The 21,679-nt window shown below is 39.0% G+C and carries 17 protein-coding genes; 15 read left to right on the plus strand and 2 right to left on the minus strand.

Annotated elements, in window-relative coordinates:
• The first annotated feature begins 58 nt into the window (after positions 1-58).
• The 3 genes from KHA88_RS12400 (at position 59) to KHA88_RS12410 (ending at position 3,537) form a co-directional block, all read left to right on the plus strand.
• Entirely contained in the window at positions 59-1,798 is a 1,740-nt protein-coding gene (locus tag KHA88_RS12400; protein ID WP_213122098.1) for a phospho-sugar mutase, read from the plus strand.
• Positions 1,799-1,904: 106 nt separating this feature from the next.
• A complete protein-coding gene (locus tag KHA88_RS12405) occupies positions 1,905-2,174 on the plus strand; it encodes an excalibur calcium-binding domain-containing protein (RefSeq protein ID WP_213107855.1) in 270 nt (89 codons plus the stop codon).
• Between the two features lie 160 nt (positions 2,175-2,334).
• Complete coding sequence (locus KHA88_RS12410) at positions 2,335-3,537, plus strand: sn-glycerol-1-phosphate dehydrogenase (RefSeq protein WP_213122099.1); 1,203 nt, start codon at positions 2,335-2,337, stop codon at positions 3,535-3,537.
• A 45-nt stretch (positions 3,538-3,582) separates the two neighbouring features.
• On the opposite strand, the gene KHA88_RS12415 is transcribed toward KHA88_RS12410, so the two are convergent.
• The gene (locus KHA88_RS12415; RefSeq protein WP_213122100.1) at positions 3,583-4,695 is read right to left on the minus strand and encodes a GntR family transcriptional regulator; all 1,113 of its coding nucleotides are present in this window, start codon (positions 4,693-4,695) and stop codon (positions 3,583-3,585) included.
• 177 nt (positions 4,696-4,872) lie between these two features.
• On the opposite strand from KHA88_RS12415, the gene KHA88_RS12420 reads away from it, so the two are divergent.
• A complete protein-coding gene (locus KHA88_RS12420; protein ID WP_213122310.1) occupies positions 4,873-5,919 on the plus strand; it encodes an aldose epimerase family protein in 1,047 nt (348 codons plus the stop codon).
• A gap of 193 nt (positions 5,920-6,112) precedes the next feature.
• Here KHA88_RS12420 and KHA88_RS12425 read toward each other — a convergent pair whose 3' ends face one another.
• Positions 6,113-7,300 (minus strand): ROK family protein, encoded by a 1,188-nt coding sequence (locus KHA88_RS12425; protein WP_213122101.1) that lies wholly within the window; start codon positions 7,298-7,300, stop codon positions 6,113-6,115.
• 397 nt (positions 7,301-7,697) lie between these two features.
• On the opposite strand from KHA88_RS12425, the gene KHA88_RS12430 reads away from it, so the two are divergent.
• The 11 genes from KHA88_RS12430 (at position 7,698) to araD (ending at position 21,632) form a co-directional block, all read left to right on the plus strand.
• Positions 7,698-9,005: an ABC transporter substrate-binding protein gene (locus KHA88_RS12430; protein ID WP_249313091.1), complete on the plus strand. Its 1,308-nt coding sequence runs from the start codon at positions 7,698-7,700 to the stop codon at positions 9,003-9,005.
• Positions 9,006-9,080: 75 nt separating this feature from the next.
• Positions 9,081-9,965, plus strand: a complete 885-nt coding sequence (locus KHA88_RS12435; RefSeq protein WP_213107858.1) for a carbohydrate ABC transporter permease — start codon at positions 9,081-9,083, stop codon at positions 9,963-9,965.
• Positions 9,966-9,979: 14 nt separating this feature from the next.
• Entirely contained in the window at positions 9,980-10,855 is an 876-nt protein-coding gene (locus tag KHA88_RS12440; RefSeq protein ID WP_213098300.1) for a carbohydrate ABC transporter permease, read from the plus strand.
• A gap of 36 nt (positions 10,856-10,891) precedes the next feature.
• Positions 10,892-11,995 (plus strand): Gfo/Idh/MocA family protein, encoded by a 1,104-nt coding sequence (locus KHA88_RS12445; protein ID WP_213122102.1) that lies wholly within the window; start codon positions 10,892-10,894, stop codon positions 11,993-11,995.
• Between the two features lie 54 nt (positions 11,996-12,049).
• Positions 12,050-12,787 (plus strand): ThuA domain-containing protein, encoded by a 738-nt coding sequence (locus KHA88_RS12450; RefSeq protein ID WP_213098298.1) that lies wholly within the window; start codon positions 12,050-12,052, stop codon positions 12,785-12,787.
• A gap of 405 nt (positions 12,788-13,192) precedes the next feature.
• Positions 13,193-14,269: a multiple monosaccharide ABC transporter substrate-binding protein gene (gene chvE / locus KHA88_RS12455; protein ID WP_213098297.1), complete on the plus strand. Its 1,077-nt coding sequence runs from the start codon at positions 13,193-13,195 to the stop codon at positions 14,267-14,269.
• Positions 14,270-14,338: 69 nt separating this feature from the next.
• Positions 14,339-15,871, plus strand: a complete 1,533-nt coding sequence (gene mmsA / locus KHA88_RS12460) for a multiple monosaccharide ABC transporter ATP-binding protein (RefSeq protein ID WP_213122103.1) — start codon at positions 14,339-14,341, stop codon at positions 15,869-15,871.
• Positions 15,872-15,873: 2 nt separating this feature from the next.
• Positions 15,874-17,037: a multiple monosaccharide ABC transporter permease gene (mmsB, locus tag KHA88_RS12465; RefSeq protein WP_213098295.1), complete on the plus strand. Its 1,164-nt coding sequence runs from the start codon at positions 15,874-15,876 to the stop codon at positions 17,035-17,037.
• A gap of 105 nt (positions 17,038-17,142) precedes the next feature.
• Complete coding sequence (locus KHA88_RS12470; protein WP_213122104.1) at positions 17,143-18,909, plus strand: glycoside hydrolase family 2 protein; 1,767 nt, start codon at positions 17,143-17,145, stop codon at positions 18,907-18,909.
• A 290-nt stretch (positions 18,910-19,199) separates the two neighbouring features.
• Complete coding sequence (gene araB, locus KHA88_RS12475) at positions 19,200-20,909, plus strand: ribulokinase (RefSeq protein WP_346729190.1); 1,710 nt, start codon at positions 19,200-19,202, stop codon at positions 20,907-20,909.
• Between the two features lie 27 nt (positions 20,910-20,936).
• Positions 20,937-21,632 (plus strand): L-ribulose-5-phosphate 4-epimerase, encoded by a 696-nt coding sequence (gene araD, locus KHA88_RS12480; protein ID WP_213098294.1) that lies wholly within the window; start codon positions 20,937-20,939, stop codon positions 21,630-21,632.
• Positions 21,633-21,679 lie beyond the last annotated feature (47 nt).

Below are 21,679 nucleotides of genomic sequence, written 5' to 3' on the forward strand. Positions count from 1 at the left end.
TCGACAAAATTCGGGTGGTGACAGGCACCCCCCGAATGCGGAAAAGGGGTTTTAGGATATGTCTTGGAAGACGAAGATGGATCAGTGGCTTGGGTATGAATCTCTTGATCTTTCATTAAAGGAGCAGTTAGTTGCGATTCAAGAGAATGATAAGCTGCTCGAGGATAGTTTTTATAAGGAATTGGAATTTGGTACGGGTGGTATGCGCGGTGAGATTGGGCCGGGCACGAACCGGATGAATGTGTATACAGTAAGAAAAGCGGCTGAAGGGCTGGCAAGATACATAGTAGAACAAGGGAAAGAAACGATGGCTCGCGGCGTTGTCATTGCCTATGATTCTCGTCATATGTCTCCGGAATTCGCGCTCGAAGTAGCAAAAACAGTTGGGAAGCATGGGGTTCAGGCATATTTATTCGAAAGCTTGCGACCGACTCCAGTTCTTTCTTTTGCCGTTCGCTATTTGCATGCTTTTGCTGGCGTTGTGATTACGGCAAGCCATAATCCACCGGAATACAATGGTTTAAAAATGTACGGTGAAGATGGCGGGCAGCTTCCTCCAGGGCCAGCTGATGTCATTATCAGTTATGTTCAGGCGGCTGGAAGCGAGCTTGAGATTGAAGCTGGAAATGAAGATGAGCTTATTCGTGATGGCTTGCTTACATATATTGGCGAAAAGGTGGACCGCGCATACATTGAAGCAATGAAATCAATCCAATTGAATCATGAAGTAGCGGAGCAAGTTGGGAAGGACCTTAAAATTGTATTTACTCCGCTTCACGGAACAGCCAATCATCCTGTTCGCGACGGACTTCAAGCATTTGGATTTGAAAATGTGACGGTCGTAAAAGAGCAGGAGCTACCAGATCCAAATTTTTCAACAGTAAAATCACCCAATCCTGAAGAACATGCCGCATTTGAGCTTGCCATTCGCGATGGAAAAGAAATTGACGCCGATATTCTGATTGGAACCGATCCAGACGCTGATCGCCTTGGGGTTGCTGTGAAAAATCACGAAGGTGAGTATGTTGTTCTATCGGGAAATCAAACAGGTGCACTATTGCTGCATTATATTCTTGAACAGAAACAGAAAAACGGTACACTTCCTGAAAACGGGATTGCTATTAAAACAATCGTAACGTCGGAAATCGGTCGTACGATTGCAAATAGTTTTGGCATCGCTGCTCTCGATACACTGACAGGCTTTAAATTTATCGGTGAAAAAATCAAAGAGTATGAACAAACGGGTGAGCATACCTTTTTATTCGGTTATGAAGAGAGCTATGGCTATTTAATCGGCGATTTTGTGCGGGATAAAGATGCGGTCCAGACTGCCGTTTTTGCGGCAGAAGTGGCAGCTTATTATAAAACACAAGGGAAATCGCTCTACGACGGATTGCTCGAGCTCTTTGAAAAATACGGATATTATCAAGAATCATTGCAATCATTGACATTAAAAGGTAAAGATGGCGCGGAACAAATTGCGGGGATTTTAGAAGCATTCCGTGCGAATCCTCCAAAAGAAGTGGCGGGCATCAGCATTGCGACGTTGGAAGACTACGCAACGAGCGAGCACTTTGATATGCAATCCGGAGAAAAATCCGTGATTGATTTGCCAAAATCAAATGTATTAAAATTCATCTTGGCAGACGGATCATGGTTCTGCGTTCGACCTTCAGGTACGGAGCCAAAAGCTAAATTCTATTTCGCTGTAAAAGGTGAAACCATGGAGGATAGCTCGGCAAAAATAGCTAAACTTGAAAAAGAAGTCATGAAAATGGTTGATGAACTAGTAGGTTAATTAAAAAGGTCAGTTTCTTGATTGGAAACTGACCTTTTTTGTATTGTAAAAATTGGAAAATGGGCATATGATTATATTAAAAATGGAAAAGGAAAGGGGAAAATGTATGAAACGCATTTCTATTATTTTATTAGCTTTTGGATTAGTTCTTGGCTTTGCTACCTCTCAACCAACTGAAGCAGAAGCGAAAACGAAAATCGTCAAGTATAAAAACTGCACAGCCTTAAATAAAGATTATAAAGGTGGCGTCGCTAGTTCTGCTAAAGTGAAAAACAAAGGCGGAAAAACGAAATACAAGCCGTTTGTATCAAAGGCACTCTACGACGCTAATAAAAAATTGGATCGAGATAAAGATTCAATTGCATGTGAACGTTAAAAAATAGCACCTCAGGTAAATGAGGTGTTTTTTTTCTTAGAATTCAATCCTTCCATTTGACATGTACGTACACGAAAACTATATTGAATATACGGAAAAATTGCACAAAACAGAGAGGCGGATCATAAATGAGAAAATCCGAAGCTAGGAAATCCATCATATGAACGATAGATTAATAGAAATTGCCAATCTAGCATCTAAATGCCAATGCGGAAACAATCACAATTCAATTCCAATTGAGGAGATTGTCATCGAAAAAGGTGCGCTCGAACAATCGATAAATTTTTTACAGAAAAAAGGTTTTCAACATGCCGTGTTGGTTGTCGACGAGCATACGTTCAAAGCGGCTGGTGAAAAGCTTTCTAACTTACTTAAAAAAGCAGCAATCCACCACACGGTTTGCCTCGTTGACCCCGATGAAAATGGGGACGTTGCGGCTGATGAAAAGGTGATTGTGCAAGCCCTTCTCGGGATGCCGCGTGAAGCGGATGTCCTTCTCTCAGTTGGCGCGGGAACGCTTCATGATGTAACAAGATTTTGCAGCGAAAAAACGGAAAAGCCATTTATTTCAATTCCCACGGCTCCGTCTGTGGATGGTTTTACGTCGATGGGAGCACCGCTCATCATCAGAGGCTTCAAAAAAACATTCCAAACGCAGGCTCCAATTGCCGTTTTTGCTGATATTGATGTGTTGGTGAGTGCTCCTCCGGAAATGGTTGCGGCTGGTTTCGGGGATATGATTGCCAAATTCACTTCGCTTGCCGACTGGAAATTCGGGGCGCTCATGGCAGACGAACCGTATTGTGAGCTTGTGGAATCGATGACAAAGGAAGCTTTGGAAAAATGTATTGTGAATAAGGATAATATTGCCCGCCGAAATGAAACCGGAATTACGGCTTTAATTGAAGCTCTGATCGTCTCGGGGCTTGCCATGCTTGTGTTTGGCCAGTCTCACCCAGCGTCAGGAGGGGAGCATCACCTTTCACATTACTGGGAAATGGAATTTTTACGTGAAAGGCGTCCCCAAGTCCTTCACGGTGCAAAAGTTGGCGTTTCGACACCATTACTCGCTCAATTATATAAAGAAGAGATGCAGGCAATTTTATTAGACCCGTCCCAAGTAAAAGATGCTTTTATGAGAAAAAGAATTAAAGACAATCAACAGGAGATTAAGGCGATTTTGAACAAGATTCCTGAATCTGCCTATTTTGAAAAACTAATTGAAAAAACAGGTGGCGAATCAAGCACGACCGAGCTTGGGATCCATGATAGCCTCGTCACAGACAGTATGCTGGAAGCGCATAAACTACGAGACCGATTTACGATGCTAAGATTTTTGAATGAAGAATTGGAATATAATTAAAATAAAAGTCCAGGCGATTTCTAAATGCCTGGACTTGAATATTTTTTATTCCGTTATTGTTAAACCTTCCAACACTTTTGTAGAATTCCTAATCACTAGCTCAGGTTCATAAATAATCGATTCTTGCTTGGATGCCCCATTGTTTTCTACTGCGTCAACAATCCACTTCGCTGCATCCTCTCCCATTTTTGCTTTTGGATGAGTGACTGAAGTAATCTTCACTTCTGACACTTCGGCCAAATGTGAATCATCATAGCCAACAATAGAAATATCATCTGGAACCTTATAGCCATTTTCACGGAGAAAATTAATAGTGGTTAGAGCGACCTCATCGTTATAACAAATAATCCCTGATGGGACGGCTGGATTTTCTAAAATTTCTTTTAGCTTATCTGTCAGGCCATTATTTAAGTCTTCCGTCGTATATGAAATAATCGTATCGTTTAAAAAAGGAATATTGTTTTCCCTGAAAGCACGTATGAACCCCTTCATCCGAAGGACTCCTTGCATGTCGTCTGTTTTAAAGATACCAATGATTTTTTCATGTCCTTGGCTAAATAAATAGTCTGTAGCGATATATCCACCTTTTTCATCATCAAGCATGATGTAAGGAGGATTCAGTTGGGAGTAATATTGATTGATCATTAAATACGGAATATTTCTTCGTTCCAGTTCCAAATAGTAATGGATATTTGGATTATAGCCACTACTTTTTGTTGGCTCAATAATGAGACCATCGATATTCCGGCTGAGCATGGCTTCCAAGCATTGCTTTTCCTTATCCAAATCGTTATCCGTACAAGAGATGGTGAGCGAGTATCCATTTGCAGTCAAATAGGACTCCATTCCTCTAATAATCGATGGAAAAATATAGTCGGAAATATACGTTGTAATAATCCCAATATTTTTTCCCGCCATTTGTGGTGGCTTTGATGGTACATTTGGAGTTGAACAAAATGTACCTGCTCCCTGCTCTCTATAAAGCAATCCCTCATGGACAAGTTGCCCCACTGCTTGACGGATTGTATGCCTACTGACATTAAACATTTTTGTCAATTCGTTCTCAGAATAAATTTTTTCACCGGGCTTAACATCTCCGTTCGCAATCCATTCTTTTATTTTATCGATGACGATCATATACTTTGCCGGCTTACTCATAAGATCCCTGCTTTCAAGTTGTTCGTTTAAATATTAGTCGTTCGTACAATTTATTTTATTATACATGAAAACAACTCAAATTGTATGGTTTTAAGTGTAATTAAACGAATAAATCAAATTGACAGGGAAGAACGTGGATACTATGATGACAATATAGAGATGAGAGGCGGGATGAAGATGAAAGTAACAAAGAAATTATTTGGTCACTTGGAAAATGCACCTGTGCACGCGTTTACACTCGCAACCAAACAAGGCACAGAGGTGACATGTATCGATTATGGCTGCATCATTACAAAAATAATGACTCCTGACAAAGAAGGAAACTATGAAAATATCGTTCTTGGGTATGATCAGATTGAAGACTATGTAAATCATTCCCCGTATTTCGGCTGCGTAGTCGGGCGAGTTGCCGGCAGAATTGGTGGAGCAGCATTTGAATTAAATGAAAAAACGTATTCCGTAGCGAAAAATGAAAACGGTAACCATCTTCATGGTGGGCTAAAAGGTTTCGACAAGGTCATTTGGGACACTTCCATAAAGGAAACAGAAGACGAGGCAAGCGTGGAATTTTCATATATGAGTCCTGACGGTGAAGAAGGATATCCAGGAAATTTAACAATGAAAGTTACATACACACTGACAAATGATAATGAGTTTACGATTCATTATGAAGGAAAATCGGATGAAACTACATTATTAAATGCCACGAATCATTCTTATTTTAACTTAAGCGGAGATATTAAACGTGATGTCCTCGATCATACGCTCACATTAAAAAGCGACAAGTTCCTTGAGTTAAATGATGAACTTTTGCCTACAGGAGAATTGATCAATGTAGAAGGAACAACATTTGATTTTCGTGAAGGAAGAAAGATAAGAACTGGCGCTGAATCTAATGATCCGCAAAACCAACTCGCCGGCGGAGGATATGACCACCCATTTGTGTTGAATGCTAATCACAATCAGGAAATCGTCCTTGAGGATCAGGAGAGCGGACGGAAGATGACGATTGAAACGGATGAAGTGGCTGTCGTTGTTTATACTTCTAATCAGCTTTCAGGCGATGTCGAGATTTACGGAGCAAAGCCGCGCCCGCATCTTGCTGTTTGCCTTGAGACACAAGGGTTTCCAGATGCAGTGAATCATGAGGATTTTCCGTCGTGGGTGCTTGAGAAGGATGAGGCATTTTCTTCGGTGACGAAGTATCGGTTTGGTGTGATCTAAACTAGAAGGTAGTAAGGTGAACATAATCGTTATGTAATTGATAAAGATAAGTTATTTTATTCAAGATAATATTAGGGTAAGTTTATATTAAAAAATTTACCCTAATAAGTCTTGTATTAGGCTCTTAATCTCGCAACATTTATTTTTTACTAATAGCGCCTCCACCGTATATTTCCTGTTATACTCGATGGGATTAAATTACCGTTAGTTTTTTATTCGAAAAGAAATTGGAAATTGAAAAGTAGGAGGCACCAAGGGCACAGGAATAGTTTCCCAACTCAGAAAAATAAATTTGAGTGTTATTTTTATGATATGTGGACAGTCGCTCTTCTAACATATGCTCTATTGGGTTGGTGAGCCAATTTGCAAATTGAGCCATACGATTTCCAATAATAATCGTTTCCGGGTTAAAAGTATTAATAATATTCGTTAGTCCAATACCGATATATTCACCTATTGTATTTAAGATTTGTAGTACTTTTATATTTCCGTTCCGCGCCTCATTGATGATCGATTCGATATTTTTTCCATCCTCATCTGTTAACGCCTGATGTTTTTCAACTTCTGATAAAAGGACACTTTCAGAGGCGTATAATTCCCAGCATCCCCGATTGCCACATGAGCATTTTATCCCATTTGCTTCGATAGATAAATGCCCTATTTCTCCCGATATCCCCGAAGAACCAGTATAAAGTATATTATTAATTATAATACCCGCCCCAATCCCAATTCCTATACTAATATAAATGATATTGCCGATATTTTTGCCAGCACCATACAGTTGCTCTCCATAGGCCCCCGCGTTTGCTTCATTTTCAATTCTGGTCGGAATATTAAACGTATCTTCAATAATCTTTTTAACATTTATCTGTGTCCATTTAAGGTTTGGAGCAAAGAGGATATTGCCATTTTTATCTACAATTCCTGGTACCCCAATACCGATACCGACAATTCCATACGGACTATCGGGCGCCATATGTATTAAATTTTCTATGGTTGAAATGATGTTTTTAATGATATAGTCAAAATTTATTCCGTTTAGTGGTTTAGTAATTTCTTCAATAATATTTCCGCTTAGATCTGTTAATACGCCTAAAATATAATTTACACCTAAATCGATTCCGATAGAATAACCAGCGAGATTATTAAAATATATCATCACAGGTTTTCTACCGCCACTCGACTTTCCAACGCCAATTTCATAAACAAAATTGTCATTAATCAGTTCCAACGCTTGCGTCGATACTGTTGCTTTGTTTAACCCCGTAACTTTAGAAATCTGTGCACGAGACACAGGTCCTTTGTCTGCGATTAATTTTAAAATAATTGATTTATTCATTGTTTTTACTAGAGTCTGGTCACCAGTTTGCAAATTTTTCATATAATTCTCCTTAGAAACCAATTTTTTAAATATTATCATTAAATAGAAAATGTTCATAGTGACCGACTTTGTTTAATCATTTGTTGTAAGTTACCATTTTATTATATTTTTCACTTCGATTGTTATCCATCCTATCGGCTATTAATCCCATTTAACCAAGATATTAAATAGAATTTAAATTTTTAAAAATTCCATTTATTCATTGACAGCGCTTTCAAGTAAAAGTAAACTTAGTTTAATCGTTAAATTAAGATTTAGCAAATGTGCCATTCGCTAAAAAAAGAAAGTATGAAACAACTAAAGCTTGTGAAAGGTTGTGAGAATGATAAAGTTCTTCTAAACATTACTAGTGGATACACAGTTGCCAATTTCCAAAATATAAGGGGGAGAAATTAGGATGAAAAATAGAAAGCTTTTTCTTATGTTTATCATTAGTCTCATTGTTATTATTGGTTCCGCCTGCTCATCAGGAACAAGCGGCAGCGGTGGAAAAGCCAAAGGAGGTTCTGGCAAAGATTCTGGTAAAAAGGAAATTACTGTTTGGAGTTTTACTGACGAGGGTAAGTATGCGGTCGAAAAATATATGGAAAAAAATCCAGATGTGAAAGTGAATTTTCAATTTATCCCTGGTGATCAATATCAAACCAAATTACGCTCTGCATTGCAAACAGGAGTAAAACCTCCTGATGTGTTTGCACTAGAATACGGATTTGTACGGAAATTTATTGATCACCCTTCAATTGTTAATTTGTCAGAAGCTCCTTATGATGCCAATGAACTCATTGAGCAACAATATGAATATGTACAAGCGACAGAAAAAGATTCAGAGGGGTCAGTGAAAGCGCTTGGTTATCAAGGAACGCCTGGTGGCATTTATTATCGTCGTGATTTGGCGAAACAATATTTAGGAACAGACGACCCGGCGGAAGTGAGTGACTTAATTTCATCATGGGAGAAAATCTTTGAAATTGGTAAACGTGTATACGATGAAAGTGGTGGAAAAGTTCACGCATTATCTAACTGGAATGCAATCAATGCTGTGCAAGGTGGAAACGTAGAAACACCTTGGGTGGAAGATGGGAAATTAATCATTGATGAGGAAAGAATGAAAGTTTTAGATTTGGCTATGAAAGCAAAAGATACGAACTCTTTGGCTATGTTGGAAGATTGGAGTCCGGGAATGTTTGCAACAATGCAATCAGGTGAAGTTATGTTTTACCCGGGACCAACTTGGTATTTGCAACATGTTTTGAAAAGAAATGCACCGGAAACAAGTGGTCAATGGGGATTAGCACATGGCCCAGGTTCATTTAGTGGTGGTGGAACATTCTATTCTATTTATTCTAAGAGTGATAATAAAGAGCTTGCTTGGGATTTTCTTCAATTCTATACATTTGACCATGATTTCTTAACACAGCTTGCGAAAGAGCAAAGTTATTTTACAAGTAATCGGGAAGTTAACGAAGCACTCGAACATGAGTTGACGGATGAGTTCCTTGGCGGACAAAAGTACTTCGAGTTTTTCAATATCGAAGGTGAAAAGGTTAAAGCAATTATGCGTTCAGAGTTTGATGGGGATATTGGAACGATATTCGGTAACAATATGGAGTCTTTCGTTAAAGGCACCATAAAAACGAAAGAAGAATTTATTAAGAAATTTAAAGATGAAGTAAAACATGACTTCCCAGAAATAACAGTTGAGTAATCAATAGCCCGGTACTCAGCCGGGCTTTCCCTTTTCTATTTTTTGCTTTTTACATTTATTGGGAGGAGATATCGTATGTTTTCTAACGCAATTAAAAAAGATAATTACGGTTATTTGTTCATTGCACCATTTTTCATCATCTTTTTTATTTTTGGCTTTTATCCAATCCTCTACTCCTTATATTTAAGTTTTACGAATTGGAACGGACTGGATGCGCCGGCTTTTGTGGGATTCGAAAACTATTTGAGGGCATTCACAGACCCGGTCTTTTTTAAGTCACTATTTAATACTTTTTTTATTTGGATCATATCAGTTATCCCGCAACTAACTGTAAGCTTGGTGCTGGCAGTTATATTAACCGAAAGATATTTAAAAGGAAAAGACTTTTTCCGAGCTGTTTTCTTTTTTCCAAACATTGTAACAGCTGCTTCATTAGGATTGCTAGTTAGCTTAATGTTTGATTGGAAATCGGGAAGTGTTAATCAAATGCTGCTAAGTTTAGGAATACTTAATGATGCCATTGATTGGAAACATAATCCGCTATTTATGAGATTACTAGTTTCAGCAATCTTATTTTTCCAGTATTTTGGATATTCTATGCTCATTTATATTGCCGGTTTGCAAGGCATTTCCCATGAATATTCTGAAGCAGCACAAATAGATGGTGCCAGTAAAGTCCAAATATTTTTTAAAATCACCATCCCGCTTTTAAAGCCAATTATTTTATTCCAGGTGATTACATCATTAATCGGCGGTGTGCAAATTTTTGACCAGCCTTATATGTTAACTGAAGGATCTGGCGCGCCGAATGATTCAACACTTACAAGTGTTATGTATTTATACAGAACAGCCTTTGAACAAAATAAGTTCGGCTACGGTGCAACTTTAGCTTTTTGTTTATTTTTAGTCATTGGTATATTATCAATCATTTCTTTCGTCGTATCCTATCGTAAAAAGTAAAGGAGGCATGAATAATGGAGCTTTCCAATGTAAATGTTCAAACAAGAAAAAATACGAATACTACTAAAAAGAGAAAAAAGTGGGGTCTGTTTTTTCTTTATCTGCCACTAATCATCCTAGCATTATTTTGTTTTTTTCCTTTCTATTTAATGATTATCTATTCCACCCATACGAATGCCGAGTTAGCCGCTTCCTTTGTTTATTTACCTGGGGATGCCTTACTATCTAACTTTAAAAGTATGATAGAAAACGTCAATATTGGCAGAGGATTTTTAAATAGTATTATTATTTCTACCGGTTCGACGGTTTTAACCCTTTACTTTGGTGGATTAACAGCCTATGGTTTTTCGAAATATAAATTTCGTTTCAATAAACAACTATTTATCTTTATGCTTGCGACAATGATGGTACCTGGCCAATTAGCATTAATAGGTAGCTACAAATGGCTTGGTATGTTGAATTTATTAGATACACATGCAGCCATTATCTTGCCAGCTGCAGCTAATACATTTGCTGTTTTTTTCATTAAGCAATTTATTGATGGCAGTATACCGGACGAAATTATAGAATCTGCGCGGATTGATGGTGCGGGCGAATGGAAAATTTATAATCGAATCATAATGCCGATGATTGTCCCCGCTCTCGCAGCAATTGGTATCTTTACTTTCATTGGATCTTGGAATAACTTCATTAGTCCGCTCGTATTACTATTTTCAGAAGAAAAGTATCCTCTGCCAGTAGTGGTCGCGATGATTCAAGGTTATTACAGCACGGATTTCGGATTGCTTTATTTAGGTGTAGCTATTTCCGTATTACCAATTATCATTGTATTTTCCATATTTTCAAAAAAGATTATGGGAAGCGTTGCCATTGGTTCAGTAAAAGGTTAACTATAGCAAAATAATCATTATTGGGAGGAAAACAATATGAAGAGTGTCAAAGCGGGAATTATTGGTTGCGGCAATATAAGCAGCATTTATTGTCAAGCAGGTGAAAAATTTGAGATTCTTGACATCGTTGCATGTGCAGATTTAGACTACGATCGAGCAAAAGCGCGTGCTGAAGAATTTAATATTCCTAAAGCTTATACCGTGGATGAATTATTAGCAGATCCAGAAATTGAGGTTGTCATTAATTTAACTATCCCAAAAGCCCACGCAGAAATTTGTGTTAGGGCACTGGAAGCTGGAAAACACGTATATGTTGAAAAACCTTTAGCAATCTCGCTTGAAGATGGAAAAAGAATTCTTGATATTGCCAAAGATAAAAACCTCATGGTTGGCGGTGCACCAGACACATTTTTAGGTGGCGGCATCCAAACGTGTAGGAAGTTGATTGATGATGGGGAAATCGGAGAAGTTGTTGCGGCTACTGCGTTTATGATGTTCCCAGGTCACGAAATTTGGCATCCAGATCCCGAATTTTTCTATCAAGTGGGCGGTGGCCCAATGTTCGATATGGGCCCATACTACATAACCGCCTTAATCAATTTAATCGGGCCTATTCGCCGAGTAACCAGATCGGCAAGAATTACTTTTAAAGAAAGAACGATTACGAGCCAGCCTAAATACGGTCAAAAGATTACAGTAGAAGTTCCTACTCATATAGCTGGTGTACTTGATTTCGAAAATGGGGCGATTGGAACAATCATTACTAGTTTTGATGTGAAAGGTTCCAAACTCCCGAATATGGAAATCTACGGATCAACAGGTACAATTATGGTCCCAGATCCAAACACATTCGGTGGCCCTGTTTTAATAAGGAAGCATGGAAGCCAGGAATGGGAGGAAGTCCCATTGACACATGGCTATCAAGATAATAGCCGGGGTGTAGGCATTGCCGACATGGCATATGCCATCCGAAGTGGAAGAACTCATCGGGCTAACGGCGATTTGACGTTCCATGTTCTAGAGGTCATGCATGGAATCCACGAAGCTTCCGCTAGTGACACTCATTATCAGCTTTCTAGCTCATGTGAGCAACCAAAGCCATTACCAACAGGACTTGAGGAATACAGTCTAGATCTGTGAAAAAATGGTGATTATCAGAGGAACACCCATATGAAAAGGAGTGTATACATACGTATGAATAAAAAAGCATTGATTGTTTGGGGCGGCTGGGATGGTCATGAGCCGGAGCAGGTTGCAGAGATTTTTAATCGTATCCTTCTAGAGGAGAATTTTGACGTTGAGGTTTCAAATTCACTAGATTCATATGAAGATGTAGAAAAAATGAAAGCATTCGATTTAATTGTTCCACATTGGACGATGGGACAAATCAAAAATAACTATGCGATCAACATATCTGAAGCTGTCGTAAGTGGAGTAGGCTTAGCAGGTTGTCATGGTGGGATGTGTGATTCTTTCCGTAATAATGTTGACTGGCAATTTATGACGGGAGGTAATTGGGTTGCGCATCCTGGAAATGATGGAATTGAATATATGGTGAATATCATGCATTCTTCCAGTCCACTTTTAGAAGGGATGCCTGACTTTAAAGTTGTGAGTGAACAATATTACTTACATGTCGATCCGGCGGTCGAAGTGTTGGCCACCACTCGTTTCCCTATTTTTGATGGTCCGCATTCAACGAATAAAGCAGTAGATATGCCAGTTGTTTGGACGAAACGTTGGGGAGCAGGCCGCGTTTTTTATAATTCACTTGGCCATCATGCGGATATTGTTGCTATGCCGGAGGTTTCCGAGATTATGAGAAGAGGATTTCTGTGGGCGGCAGAAGGTAAAACACTTTATAAAGAATTAGGAGCAAATCTATCAACCGGAAATGTAAGAGCCTATACAGGTATGGGGGATAGTCAGTAAATTTTTAAAAATAAATAGGGCTTTCTTTGAGTTATTGTTATATTTAGGATTAAACCGTAGTAATGATATATTATTGCGGTTTTTTTTAATTGGGAAAATGTGTTTATCGGCCAATTTCCCCACAGTACGTACAACTAAAAACTTATTTATAGACAAATAGTGAAAATAAAATCAGGAAACCAATTGACACGTACGTACATGATGTTAATATTAAGAAAGAAGAGGTATTATTCTCTACACCAACAAAGTAAGTGTTTTGTGAAAGCGAATTCATTAGAGGAGATGCTGATGAATGAAGAGAGTGTTTAGATATTCATCGTGTCAATTGATTGAAAAGGGGGATAGAAGAGGGGGGTGTTTAAGCTTTATTTCGATAGTTTCATATGAATTCATGGAGGAGAAAATATGAGAAAAATCGCTTCAGTTTTAATGGTTGCCTTGATGTTATTTGTTTTAACCGCATGTGGTGGAAGTAAAACGGGTTCCAAGGGGGAAAACGGAAAAGTCGGTCTTTCTATGCCAACAAAATCTTCAGAGCGTTGGGTTCATGATGGGGAAAACATGGCAAAGGAATTTGAAGCTGCGGGCTATAAGGCTGATTTACAATATGCGGAAGATGTTGTAGAAAACCAAGTTTCACAGATTGAAAATATGATAACAAAAGGTGTAGATCTGCTTGTCATCGCACCGATTGACGGTGAGGCACTAACGAATGTATTAGAAATAGCAAATAAAGAAAAGATTCCAGTCATTGCTTATGACCGATTAATAAAAAAATCTGAACATGTCAGTTATTATGCAACCTTTGATAATTTCCAAGTTGGTGTTTTGCAAGGTTCATATATTGAAGAAAAGCTTGGCCTGAAAGATGCGGAAGGGCCATTCAACCTTGAACTTTTCGCTGGATCTCCTGATGATAATAACGCTTATTTCTTTTTCGATGGTGCCATGTCTATTTTACAACCGTATATTGATTCAGGAAAGTTAGTCGTTAAAAGTGGCCAGACAAAATTTGAACAAGCGGCCACACTTAGATGGGATGGGGCAACAGCGCAATCAAGAATGGACAACTTGTTAAGCGCTCATTATACAAGTGATAAAGTGGATGCAGTTCTCTCTCCATACGATGGTATCAGTATTGGTATACTTTCATCGCTCAAAGGTGTGGGATATGGATCGGGCAGTAACCCTATTCCAGTCGTTACTGGCCAGGATGCAGAACTTGCTTCGGTCAAATCAATTATCGCGGGTGAGCAGACTCAAACCGTATTTAAGGATACGAGAGAATTAGCTAAAAAAGCTGTGTCTATGGCTATTTCTGTCCTGAAAGATGAAGAGGCAGAGGTTAATGATACAGAAACTTATGATAATGGAAAGAAAGTAGTACCTTCATACTTATTAGAGCCTATTTCTGTTGATGTTGATAATTATAAGGAAATTTTAGTGGATGGTGGATATTACAAAGAGGATGAGCTGAAATAATAGAATACTAGGATTAGCGGCAGCTCACAGGCCGCCGCTAAATTCCTTAAATTGTGAGGTGTAACGTCCATGTCTGAAATTATTTTAGAAATGAAAAATATCACTAAGGAGTTTCCAGGAGTTAAGGCATTAGAAAATGTTAATTTTAAAGTTGAAAAAGGCGAAATTCACGCGCTATGTGGAGAAAATGGTGCTGGTAAGTCTACTTTAATGAAGGTTTTAAGTGGTGTTTATTCTAATGGCGAATACACTGGGGACATTATTTTTGAAAATAAAGTTTGCGAGTTCAAAACAATTAAAGATAGCGAAAATCTCGGTATCGTCATTATTCATCAGGAACTTGCCTTAATTCCTGAAATGACAATAGCTGAAAATATCTTTCTTGGCAACGAGCGGGCGAAAAAAGGAATTATCGACTGGCGTGAAACTGAAAGGAAGACAAGTGACTTACTAAATAAGGTGGGTTTAAAAGAATCCCCCAACACTAAAATAAAAAACATCGGAGTAGGGAAGCAGCAGCTTACGGAGATTGCGAAGGCTTTATCAAAAGATGTGAAATTATTGATTTTAGATGAACCTACAGCTGCCTTAAACGAGGGCGACAGCGAAAATCTTCTTCAATTACTTCTTGAATTAAAAAAACAGGGAATTTCTGCAATCATTATTTCCCATAAGTTAAATGAAGTTACAAAGGTTTCCGATTCTATCACGATTTTGCGGGATGGGAAAACGATTGAAACAATTGATGTTGTGAAAGAAAAAGTATCTGAAGAACGGATCATTAAAGGCATGGTTGGAAGAGATTTGGAAAACAGATACCCCGAACGAACACCCAAGATCGGAGACATCATCTTTCAAGTGAAGGACTGGAATGTGTATCATCCAACACAATCGGATTGGAAAATCATCGATAATATAAATATGAATATCCGAAAAGGTGAAATTGTTGGAATTGCAGGTTTAATGGGGGCAGGAAGAACTGAATTTGCGATGAGCGTTTTCGGACAATCATACGGAAAAAATATTAGTGGGAAAATTTATATTAATGGTAAGGAAGAAAAATTACATACGATTAATAGGGCCATTGAAATGGGAGTTGCTTACGTTACTGAAGATCGCAAAAACTATGGATTGGTTTTAATAGATGATATAAAGCGTAATATTACTTTATCAAACTTAAAAAAGATTTCCAAAAAATTTATCATTGATGAAGATGTGGAAGTCCGAGAAGCAGAAGAGTTTAGGCGGAAATTTAATATTAAAACTCCGAGTGTTGAACAAAAGACCGTGAATTTAAGTGGAGGTAATCAACAAAAGGTTGTTTTAAGTAAATGGATTTTTTCTGAACCCGAAATATTAATTTTGGATGAACCAACAAGGGGGATTGATGTTGGAGCCAAATATGAAATCTATACCATCATTAATGAATTGGCTCGTAACGGAAAAGGAGTTTTGATGATATCTTCAGAACTACCAGAGTTGTTAGGTATGTGCGATCGCATTTATACGATGAGTGAAGGAAGACTTACCGGAGAGCTAAATAAAGATGAAGCGACACAGGAAACAATTATGGCTTACATGACGAAAGGCCGGAGGGATTAAAGATGCAGACGATTAAAAACTTAGTAAAAGATAATATGCGGCAATACGGTATGTTCATCGCTTTGTTATTAATCATGCTATTATTTCAAATTTTAACAAGTGGTATCTTGTTAAAACCATTAAACTTAACCAACTTAATATTACAAAATAGTTATATATTAGTTCTGGCTATCGGAATGATTATCGTTATTATTACCGGTCATATTGATCTTTCAGTAGGTTCAATTGCCGCCTTTGTCGGAGCTGTATCGGCCATTATGATTGTGAATATGCATTTGCCGCCGTTTCTTGCCGTTATTTTATCCCTTATAATCGGGGCGCTAATCGGGGCATGGCAAGGTTTTTGGATTGCATATATGCGAATCCCTGCATTTATTGTTACGTTAGCAGGAATGTTACTATTCCGAGGGTTAACAATGGTTGTATTAAAAGGGCAATCGATCGCACCTTTTCCTACTTCATTTCAAAAAATTAGTTCTGGGTTCATTCCTGATATTTTTGGAACTGAATCGATTCATCTTACTACTATTATTATTGGAATCATTTTAAGTTTCCTTTTAACTTTCTTAGAGGTACGCAAAAGAAATCAGCAAACTAAAAATGGGCTAGAGGTAATAAATAATGGCCTATTCTTTGCAAAGCTTATAGCCATGGTAACTGTCATTCTTATTTTCTCCTACGTACTGGCATCTTATGAAGGAATACCAAATATATTAATTCTTTTACTAGCTCTCATCATTTTCTACACTTTTATTATGAAGAAAACAGTGATCGGTCGTCATATTTATGCAGTTGGTGGTAATGAAAAGGCGGCAACACTTTCTGGGGTGAAATCAAAACGTGTAACATTTTGGGTGTTTGTCAATATGGGCGTTTTGTCAGCATTATCGGGTCTAATATTTGCTGCACGATTAAATGCTGCGACACCTAAAGCAGGAAACTTGTTTGAGCTTGATGCAATCGCGGCTAGCTTTATCGGCGGTGCTTCCGCTTATGGAGGAATAGGAACAGTCCCAGGAGCCATTATCGGTGGTTTGGTTATGGGTGTTATGAACAATGGGATGTCATTATTAGGGCTTGGTATAGACTGGCAGCAAGCAATTAAAGGTCTTGTCCTTTTATTAGCTGTAGGATTCGATATTTATAACAAAAATAAATCTTCATAAAAGATCAGCTTTGAAATCATTGTAAACGCTTCAAATGAATAGGTATCGAGGAAGCTTAGTAATTTCATAGTATCCTATACAATTTAATTAAAAGGAGAGAGAGCGATGGAAAACATTCAATTAATTCCTAGGCCAGAATATCCGCGGCCGCAAATGGTAAGACCTGAATGGATGAATTTAAATGGAAATTGGGAGTTTGAGATTGATCATGGGAAAAGTGGGAAACAGAGAAATTGGTTCGATACAGGCTATCACTTTTCTGAAAATATCATTGTTCCATTTTGTCCGGAAAGTGAATTGTCGGGGATTGGCAATACCGATTTTATGGAGGCGGTATGGTATAAAAGGAATTTTTCGATACCTGAGAGGTGGAATAATAAAAGAGTCTTGATCCATTTTGGGGCTGTTGATTATGATACTGAAGTATGGGTCAATGGAAAGTCCGTTGGTAAGCACCGTGGCGGATATTCATCATTTTCCTTTGATATAACAGACTTTGTTTCTTCAGGGAATAATGTTGTAACTGTTTGCGCAGAGGACGATGTTAGATCCGGACTACAACCGAGAGGAAAACAGAGCGGGTTATATTATTCTCACGGCTGTGATTATACGAGGACAACCGGTATTTGGCAGACTGTCTGGTTAGAGTGTGTGCCGGAAACCTATATTTCAAACGTAAAATTTTATCCTGATCCTGACAATAGTTGTGTCCATATTGAAGCGGAATTAAAAGGGAATTATGATGATCAACTTTCAATAGAGGCTTTTGCAAAGTATCAAGGGAAGGACGTAGGGAGTAAACTAGCTGCTGTTTCTGGGCAAAAAGCTAGATTAACTGTAGAGCTTTCTGAAAGTCACTTATGGGAACCTGGCAATCCAGAGCTCTATGATTTGCAAATAAGTCTATTAAAAAATGAGAAAAAGCTTGATGTTATCGACAGTTATTTTGGACTGCGTCATATTAAATTGGATGGAATGGCCTTTAAAATAAATGATAAGTCTATTTTTCAAAGACTTGTTCTTGATCAAGGGTTTTATCCGGAAGGAATTTATACAGCTCCAACAGATGACGATCTTCGTAAAGATATTGAAATATCAATGGAGATGGGTTTTAACGGAGCGCGATTGCATGAAAAAGTTTTTGAACCTCGCTTTCTTTATTGGGCTGACAAGCTTGGTTATTTGGTATGGGGAGAACAGGCCAACTGGGGCCTTGATATTACAACAGCAACTGGATTGGAGCGCTTTTTGCCGGAATGGTTGGAAGTTGTGGAGCGAGACTTCAATCATCCTGCATTAATTGGTTGGTGTCCATTTAATGAAACATGGGATTTGGATGGAAGAAAACAAAATAACGAGGTATTAAGAATTGTTTATTCTGTAACAAAACAGGTAGATCCAACCCGCCCTGTCATTGATACAAGTGGTAATTTCCACGTTGAGACTGATATTTTCGATGTGCACGATTATGATCAAAACCCCGAAACCTTTGCTGCTAGATATGAGCCGATGAAAAATGGGGGAGAAGTTTTTACAACATTCCCAGATCGACAAAGGTATGAGGGTCAGCCGTATTTTGTCAGTGAATTTGGTGGGATATGGTGGAATCCCGATCAAAAAGATGAAAAAGGATGGGGATATGGGGACAGGCCTAAATCGGAGGAGGAGTTTTTAAGTCGATATGAAGGACTGGTCTCGACACTACTCGATAATCCTAACATGTTTGGATTTTGTTACACCCAGCTTTATGACATTGAGCAAGAAGTAAATGGACTGTATACGTACAACCGTAAACCGAAGTTCGATCCGGAAATTATTCGTAAAATTAACTCCCGAACGGCAGCAATAGAAAAGGCGCTTCAAAGAAGTTAAGGCCGAGTCAGGAGGTAGTCAACGTCAATTCGGTAAACAATCAAAATATAGGAAGTTGATAGTTATCCCGATTATCGAACGCCAGGAAGAACGAGATCCATTAGATTAATAGTTCAATGTATTAATTTTTTTGAAAGTTATCCATTGAAAAAAAGTTTATAAGTGATAAAATCAAATTAATGTTATGCGTACAAGTTAGTGGTTCTTATTATAAAGCCGTGATTGTACGTATGTAGTGTATAGCTTTGAAAGCGCTTAAAATGGTTCTTAATTTTATATTGAATAGGGTGATCAAATTGGCAAAATATTCAATTGGTGTAGACTACGGTACACTATCCGGACGTGCCGTACTTGTTGAGGTCGGCTCAGGAAAAGAAGTGGCGACAGCAGTAAAAGAATATACTCACGGTGTGATGGATGAGTTCTTACCAAATGGGACAACAAAGCTTGAAGACGATTGGGCATTGCAGCACCCTAATGATTATTTAGAAGTTTTGCAAACTACGATTCCAGCAATCTTAAAGGAATCTGGCGTGTCAGCTGATGACGTGATTGGCCTTGGAATTGATTTTACAGCTTGTACGGTCCTTCCCATTCAAGTAGATGGGACACCGCTGTGCATGACGGAAGAGTTTGCAGATCATCCTCATTCCTATGTGAAGCTATGGAAGCACCATGCAGCACAGGATGAAGCGAATCGCCTGAATGAAATCGCTGAACAACGCGGCGAAGAATTTCTCAAGCGCTACGGCGGCAAGATTTCTTCGGAATGGATGATTCCAAAGATATGGCAAATTTTAAATGAAGCCCCTGAGATTTATGAGGCGGCAGATAACATCGTAGAGGCAACTGACTGGGTGATTTCGCAGCTGACAGGCGAGATTAAGAGAAACAGTTGTACGGCAGGCTATAAAGCCATTTGGCACAAACAAGATGGCTACCCTGCGAAAGACTTTTTTAAGGCGCTTGATCCGCGACTTGAAAATGTCGTTGAAGAGAAACTATCAAACAAAATTTTCTCCATCGGTTCAAAAGCAGGAGAAATTACTGAAAAAGCAGCTAAGTTAACAGGCTTGAATCCGGGAACTGCAGTGGCGGTTGCTAATGTCGATGCACATGTTTCACTTCCGGCAGTTGGGATTACGGAACCTGGGAAATTGCTGATGATTATGGGAACATCCACATGTCATGTTTTGCTAGGTGAAGAGGAAAAGGTTGTACCAGGTATGTGTGGAGTTGTAGAAGACGGTGTTATTCCAGGATATATGGGTTATGAAGCGGGGCAATCCTGCGTGGGTGATCATTTTGAATGGTTTATCGAAAACTGTGTACCGGAAGGTTATTTTACAGAGGCAAAAGAAAGAGGCGTGAATATCCACGAGTTGTTGACTGAAAAGGCGAACAAGCTGCAAGTTGGTGAAAGCGGTCTCTTGGCACTTGACTGGTGGAATGGGAACAGGTCGACACTTGTCGATGCTGATTTGACGGGTGTGTTAATAGGTGCAACCTTGCTTACGAAGCCGGAAGAAATTTACCGAGCATTAATTGAAGCGACAGCATATGGAACAAGGATGATTGTTGAAGCATTCCGTGATAATGGCGTTCCTGTGGATGAAGTGTTTGCTTGCGGCGGTATCGCTGAAAAAAATACATTGATGATGCAAATCTATGCAGATGTTTTGAATACGGAAATTAAGATCTCAGCCTCGTCACAAACACCTGCTCTTGGGTCTGCGATGTTTGGCGCAGTTGCAGCTGGAACAGAGCGCGGGGGCTATGACAATATTACTGAAGCCGCAAAAGAAATGGGGCGTGTGAAAGAAGAGACATACCTCCCAGTTTCGGACAACGCAAAGGTATATGAACAACTATTTGCTGAATATGAAAAGCTTTACGATTATTTTGGCCGCGGCGAAAATAACGTCATGAAAACACTGAAAAACATCAAAAAAGCGCAAGGCTTAGCTACATTGGACGTCGAAGCAAAACCGGTTTTTTAACTACGTTAGCGGATAGGAGGAAAACGGATGCTTGAGATATTGAAACAGGAAGTATTGGAAGCAAACTTACAGCTTCCGAAACATAGTCTTGTCACTTTTACATGGGGAAATGTAAGCGGTATCGACCGTGAGCAGGGTCTCGTTGTCATTAAACCAAGTGGCGTAGCTTATGTGGAATTGAAATTGGAAGACCTAGTTGTAGTAGATTTGGATGGAAATGTGGTTGAAGGCGAGCTGCGTCCTTCATCTGATACGGCTACACATCTTGCGCTTTATAAAGCGTTCAGTGACATTGGTGGGATTGTTCATACGCATTCACCGTGGGCGACGAGTTGGGCGCAAGCTTACAGACCGATACCAGCGCTTGGGACAACACATGCCGACTATTATTACGGTGAGATTCCGATCACTCGGCCGTTGACACAGCGGGAAATTGAGTCAGCTTACGAACTTGAAACCGGCAATGTCATCATTGAAACTTTTCAAAAGCAAGATTTAGATCCGGTAGCAATGCCGGGCGTGCTCGTTGCAGGCCATGCCCCATTTTGCTGGGGAAAAAATGCGGAAGAAGCCGTTCATAATGCGGTCGTCTTGGAAGAAGTGGCAAAAATGGCATTCAACTCATTCCAGCTCAATCCACAAATCGGACCAATGGATCAGTTTCTACTAGACAAACACTACTTACGCAAGCATGGTCCAAGGGCGTATTATGGTCAGAAATAAATCGGGTGGTCACAGGCAGGCCCCGAAGATTGTCGAAAAAACAAGGA

Origin of the sequence: Lederbergia citrea, assembly GCF_018343525.1 — a bacterium.
GTDB lineage: Bacteria > Bacillota > Bacilli > Bacillales > Bacillaceae_C > Lederbergia > Lederbergia citrea.

Coding starts and splice junctions, on each gene's coding strand:
- KHA88_RS12415 (WP_213122100.1), bottom strand. CDS start 4,695: ATGAGTAAGCCGGCAAAGTATATGATCGTCATCGATAAAATAAAAGAA.
- KHA88_RS12470 (WP_213122104.1), top strand. CDS start 17,143: ATGGAAAACATTCAATTAATTCCTAGGCCAGAATATCCGCGGCCGCAA.
- KHA88_RS12405 (WP_213107855.1), top strand. CDS start 1,905: ATGAAACGCATTTCTATTATTTTATTAGCTTTTGGATTAGTTCTTGGC.
- chvE (WP_213098297.1), top strand. CDS start 13,193: ATGAGAAAAATCGCTTCAGTTTTAATGGTTGCCTTGATGTTATTTGTT.
- KHA88_RS12435 (WP_213107858.1), top strand. CDS start 9,081: ATGTTTTCTAACGCAATTAAAAAAGATAATTACGGTTATTTGTTCATT.
- KHA88_RS12420 (WP_213122310.1), top strand. CDS start 4,873: ATGAAAGTAACAAAGAAATTATTTGGTCACTTGGAAAATGCACCTGTG.
- KHA88_RS12425 (WP_213122101.1), bottom strand. CDS start 7,300: ATGAAAAATTTGCAAACTGGTGACCAGACTCTAGTAAAAACAATGAAT.
- mmsB (WP_213098295.1), top strand. CDS start 15,874: ATGCAGACGATTAAAAACTTAGTAAAAGATAATATGCGGCAATACGGT.
- KHA88_RS12440 (WP_213098300.1), top strand. CDS start 9,980: ATGGAGCTTTCCAATGTAAATGTTCAAACAAGAAAAAATACGAATACT.
- KHA88_RS12445 (WP_213122102.1), top strand. CDS start 10,892: ATGAAGAGTGTCAAAGCGGGAATTATTGGTTGCGGCAATATAAGCAGC.
- araD (WP_213098294.1), top strand. CDS start 20,937: ATGCTTGAGATATTGAAACAGGAAGTATTGGAAGCAAACTTACAGCTT.
- KHA88_RS12400 (WP_213122098.1), top strand. CDS start 59: ATGTCTTGGAAGACGAAGATGGATCAGTGGCTTGGGTATGAATCTCTT.
- KHA88_RS12450 (WP_213098298.1), top strand. CDS start 12,050: ATGAATAAAAAAGCATTGATTGTTTGGGGCGGCTGGGATGGTCATGAG.
- KHA88_RS12430 (WP_249313091.1), top strand. CDS start 7,698: ATGAAAAATAGAAAGCTTTTTCTTATGTTTATCATTAGTCTCATTGTT.
- KHA88_RS12410 (WP_213122099.1), top strand. CDS start 2,335: ATGAACGATAGATTAATAGAAATTGCCAATCTAGCATCTAAATGCCAA.
- mmsA (WP_213122103.1), top strand. CDS start 14,339: ATGTCTGAAATTATTTTAGAAATGAAAAATATCACTAAGGAGTTTCCA.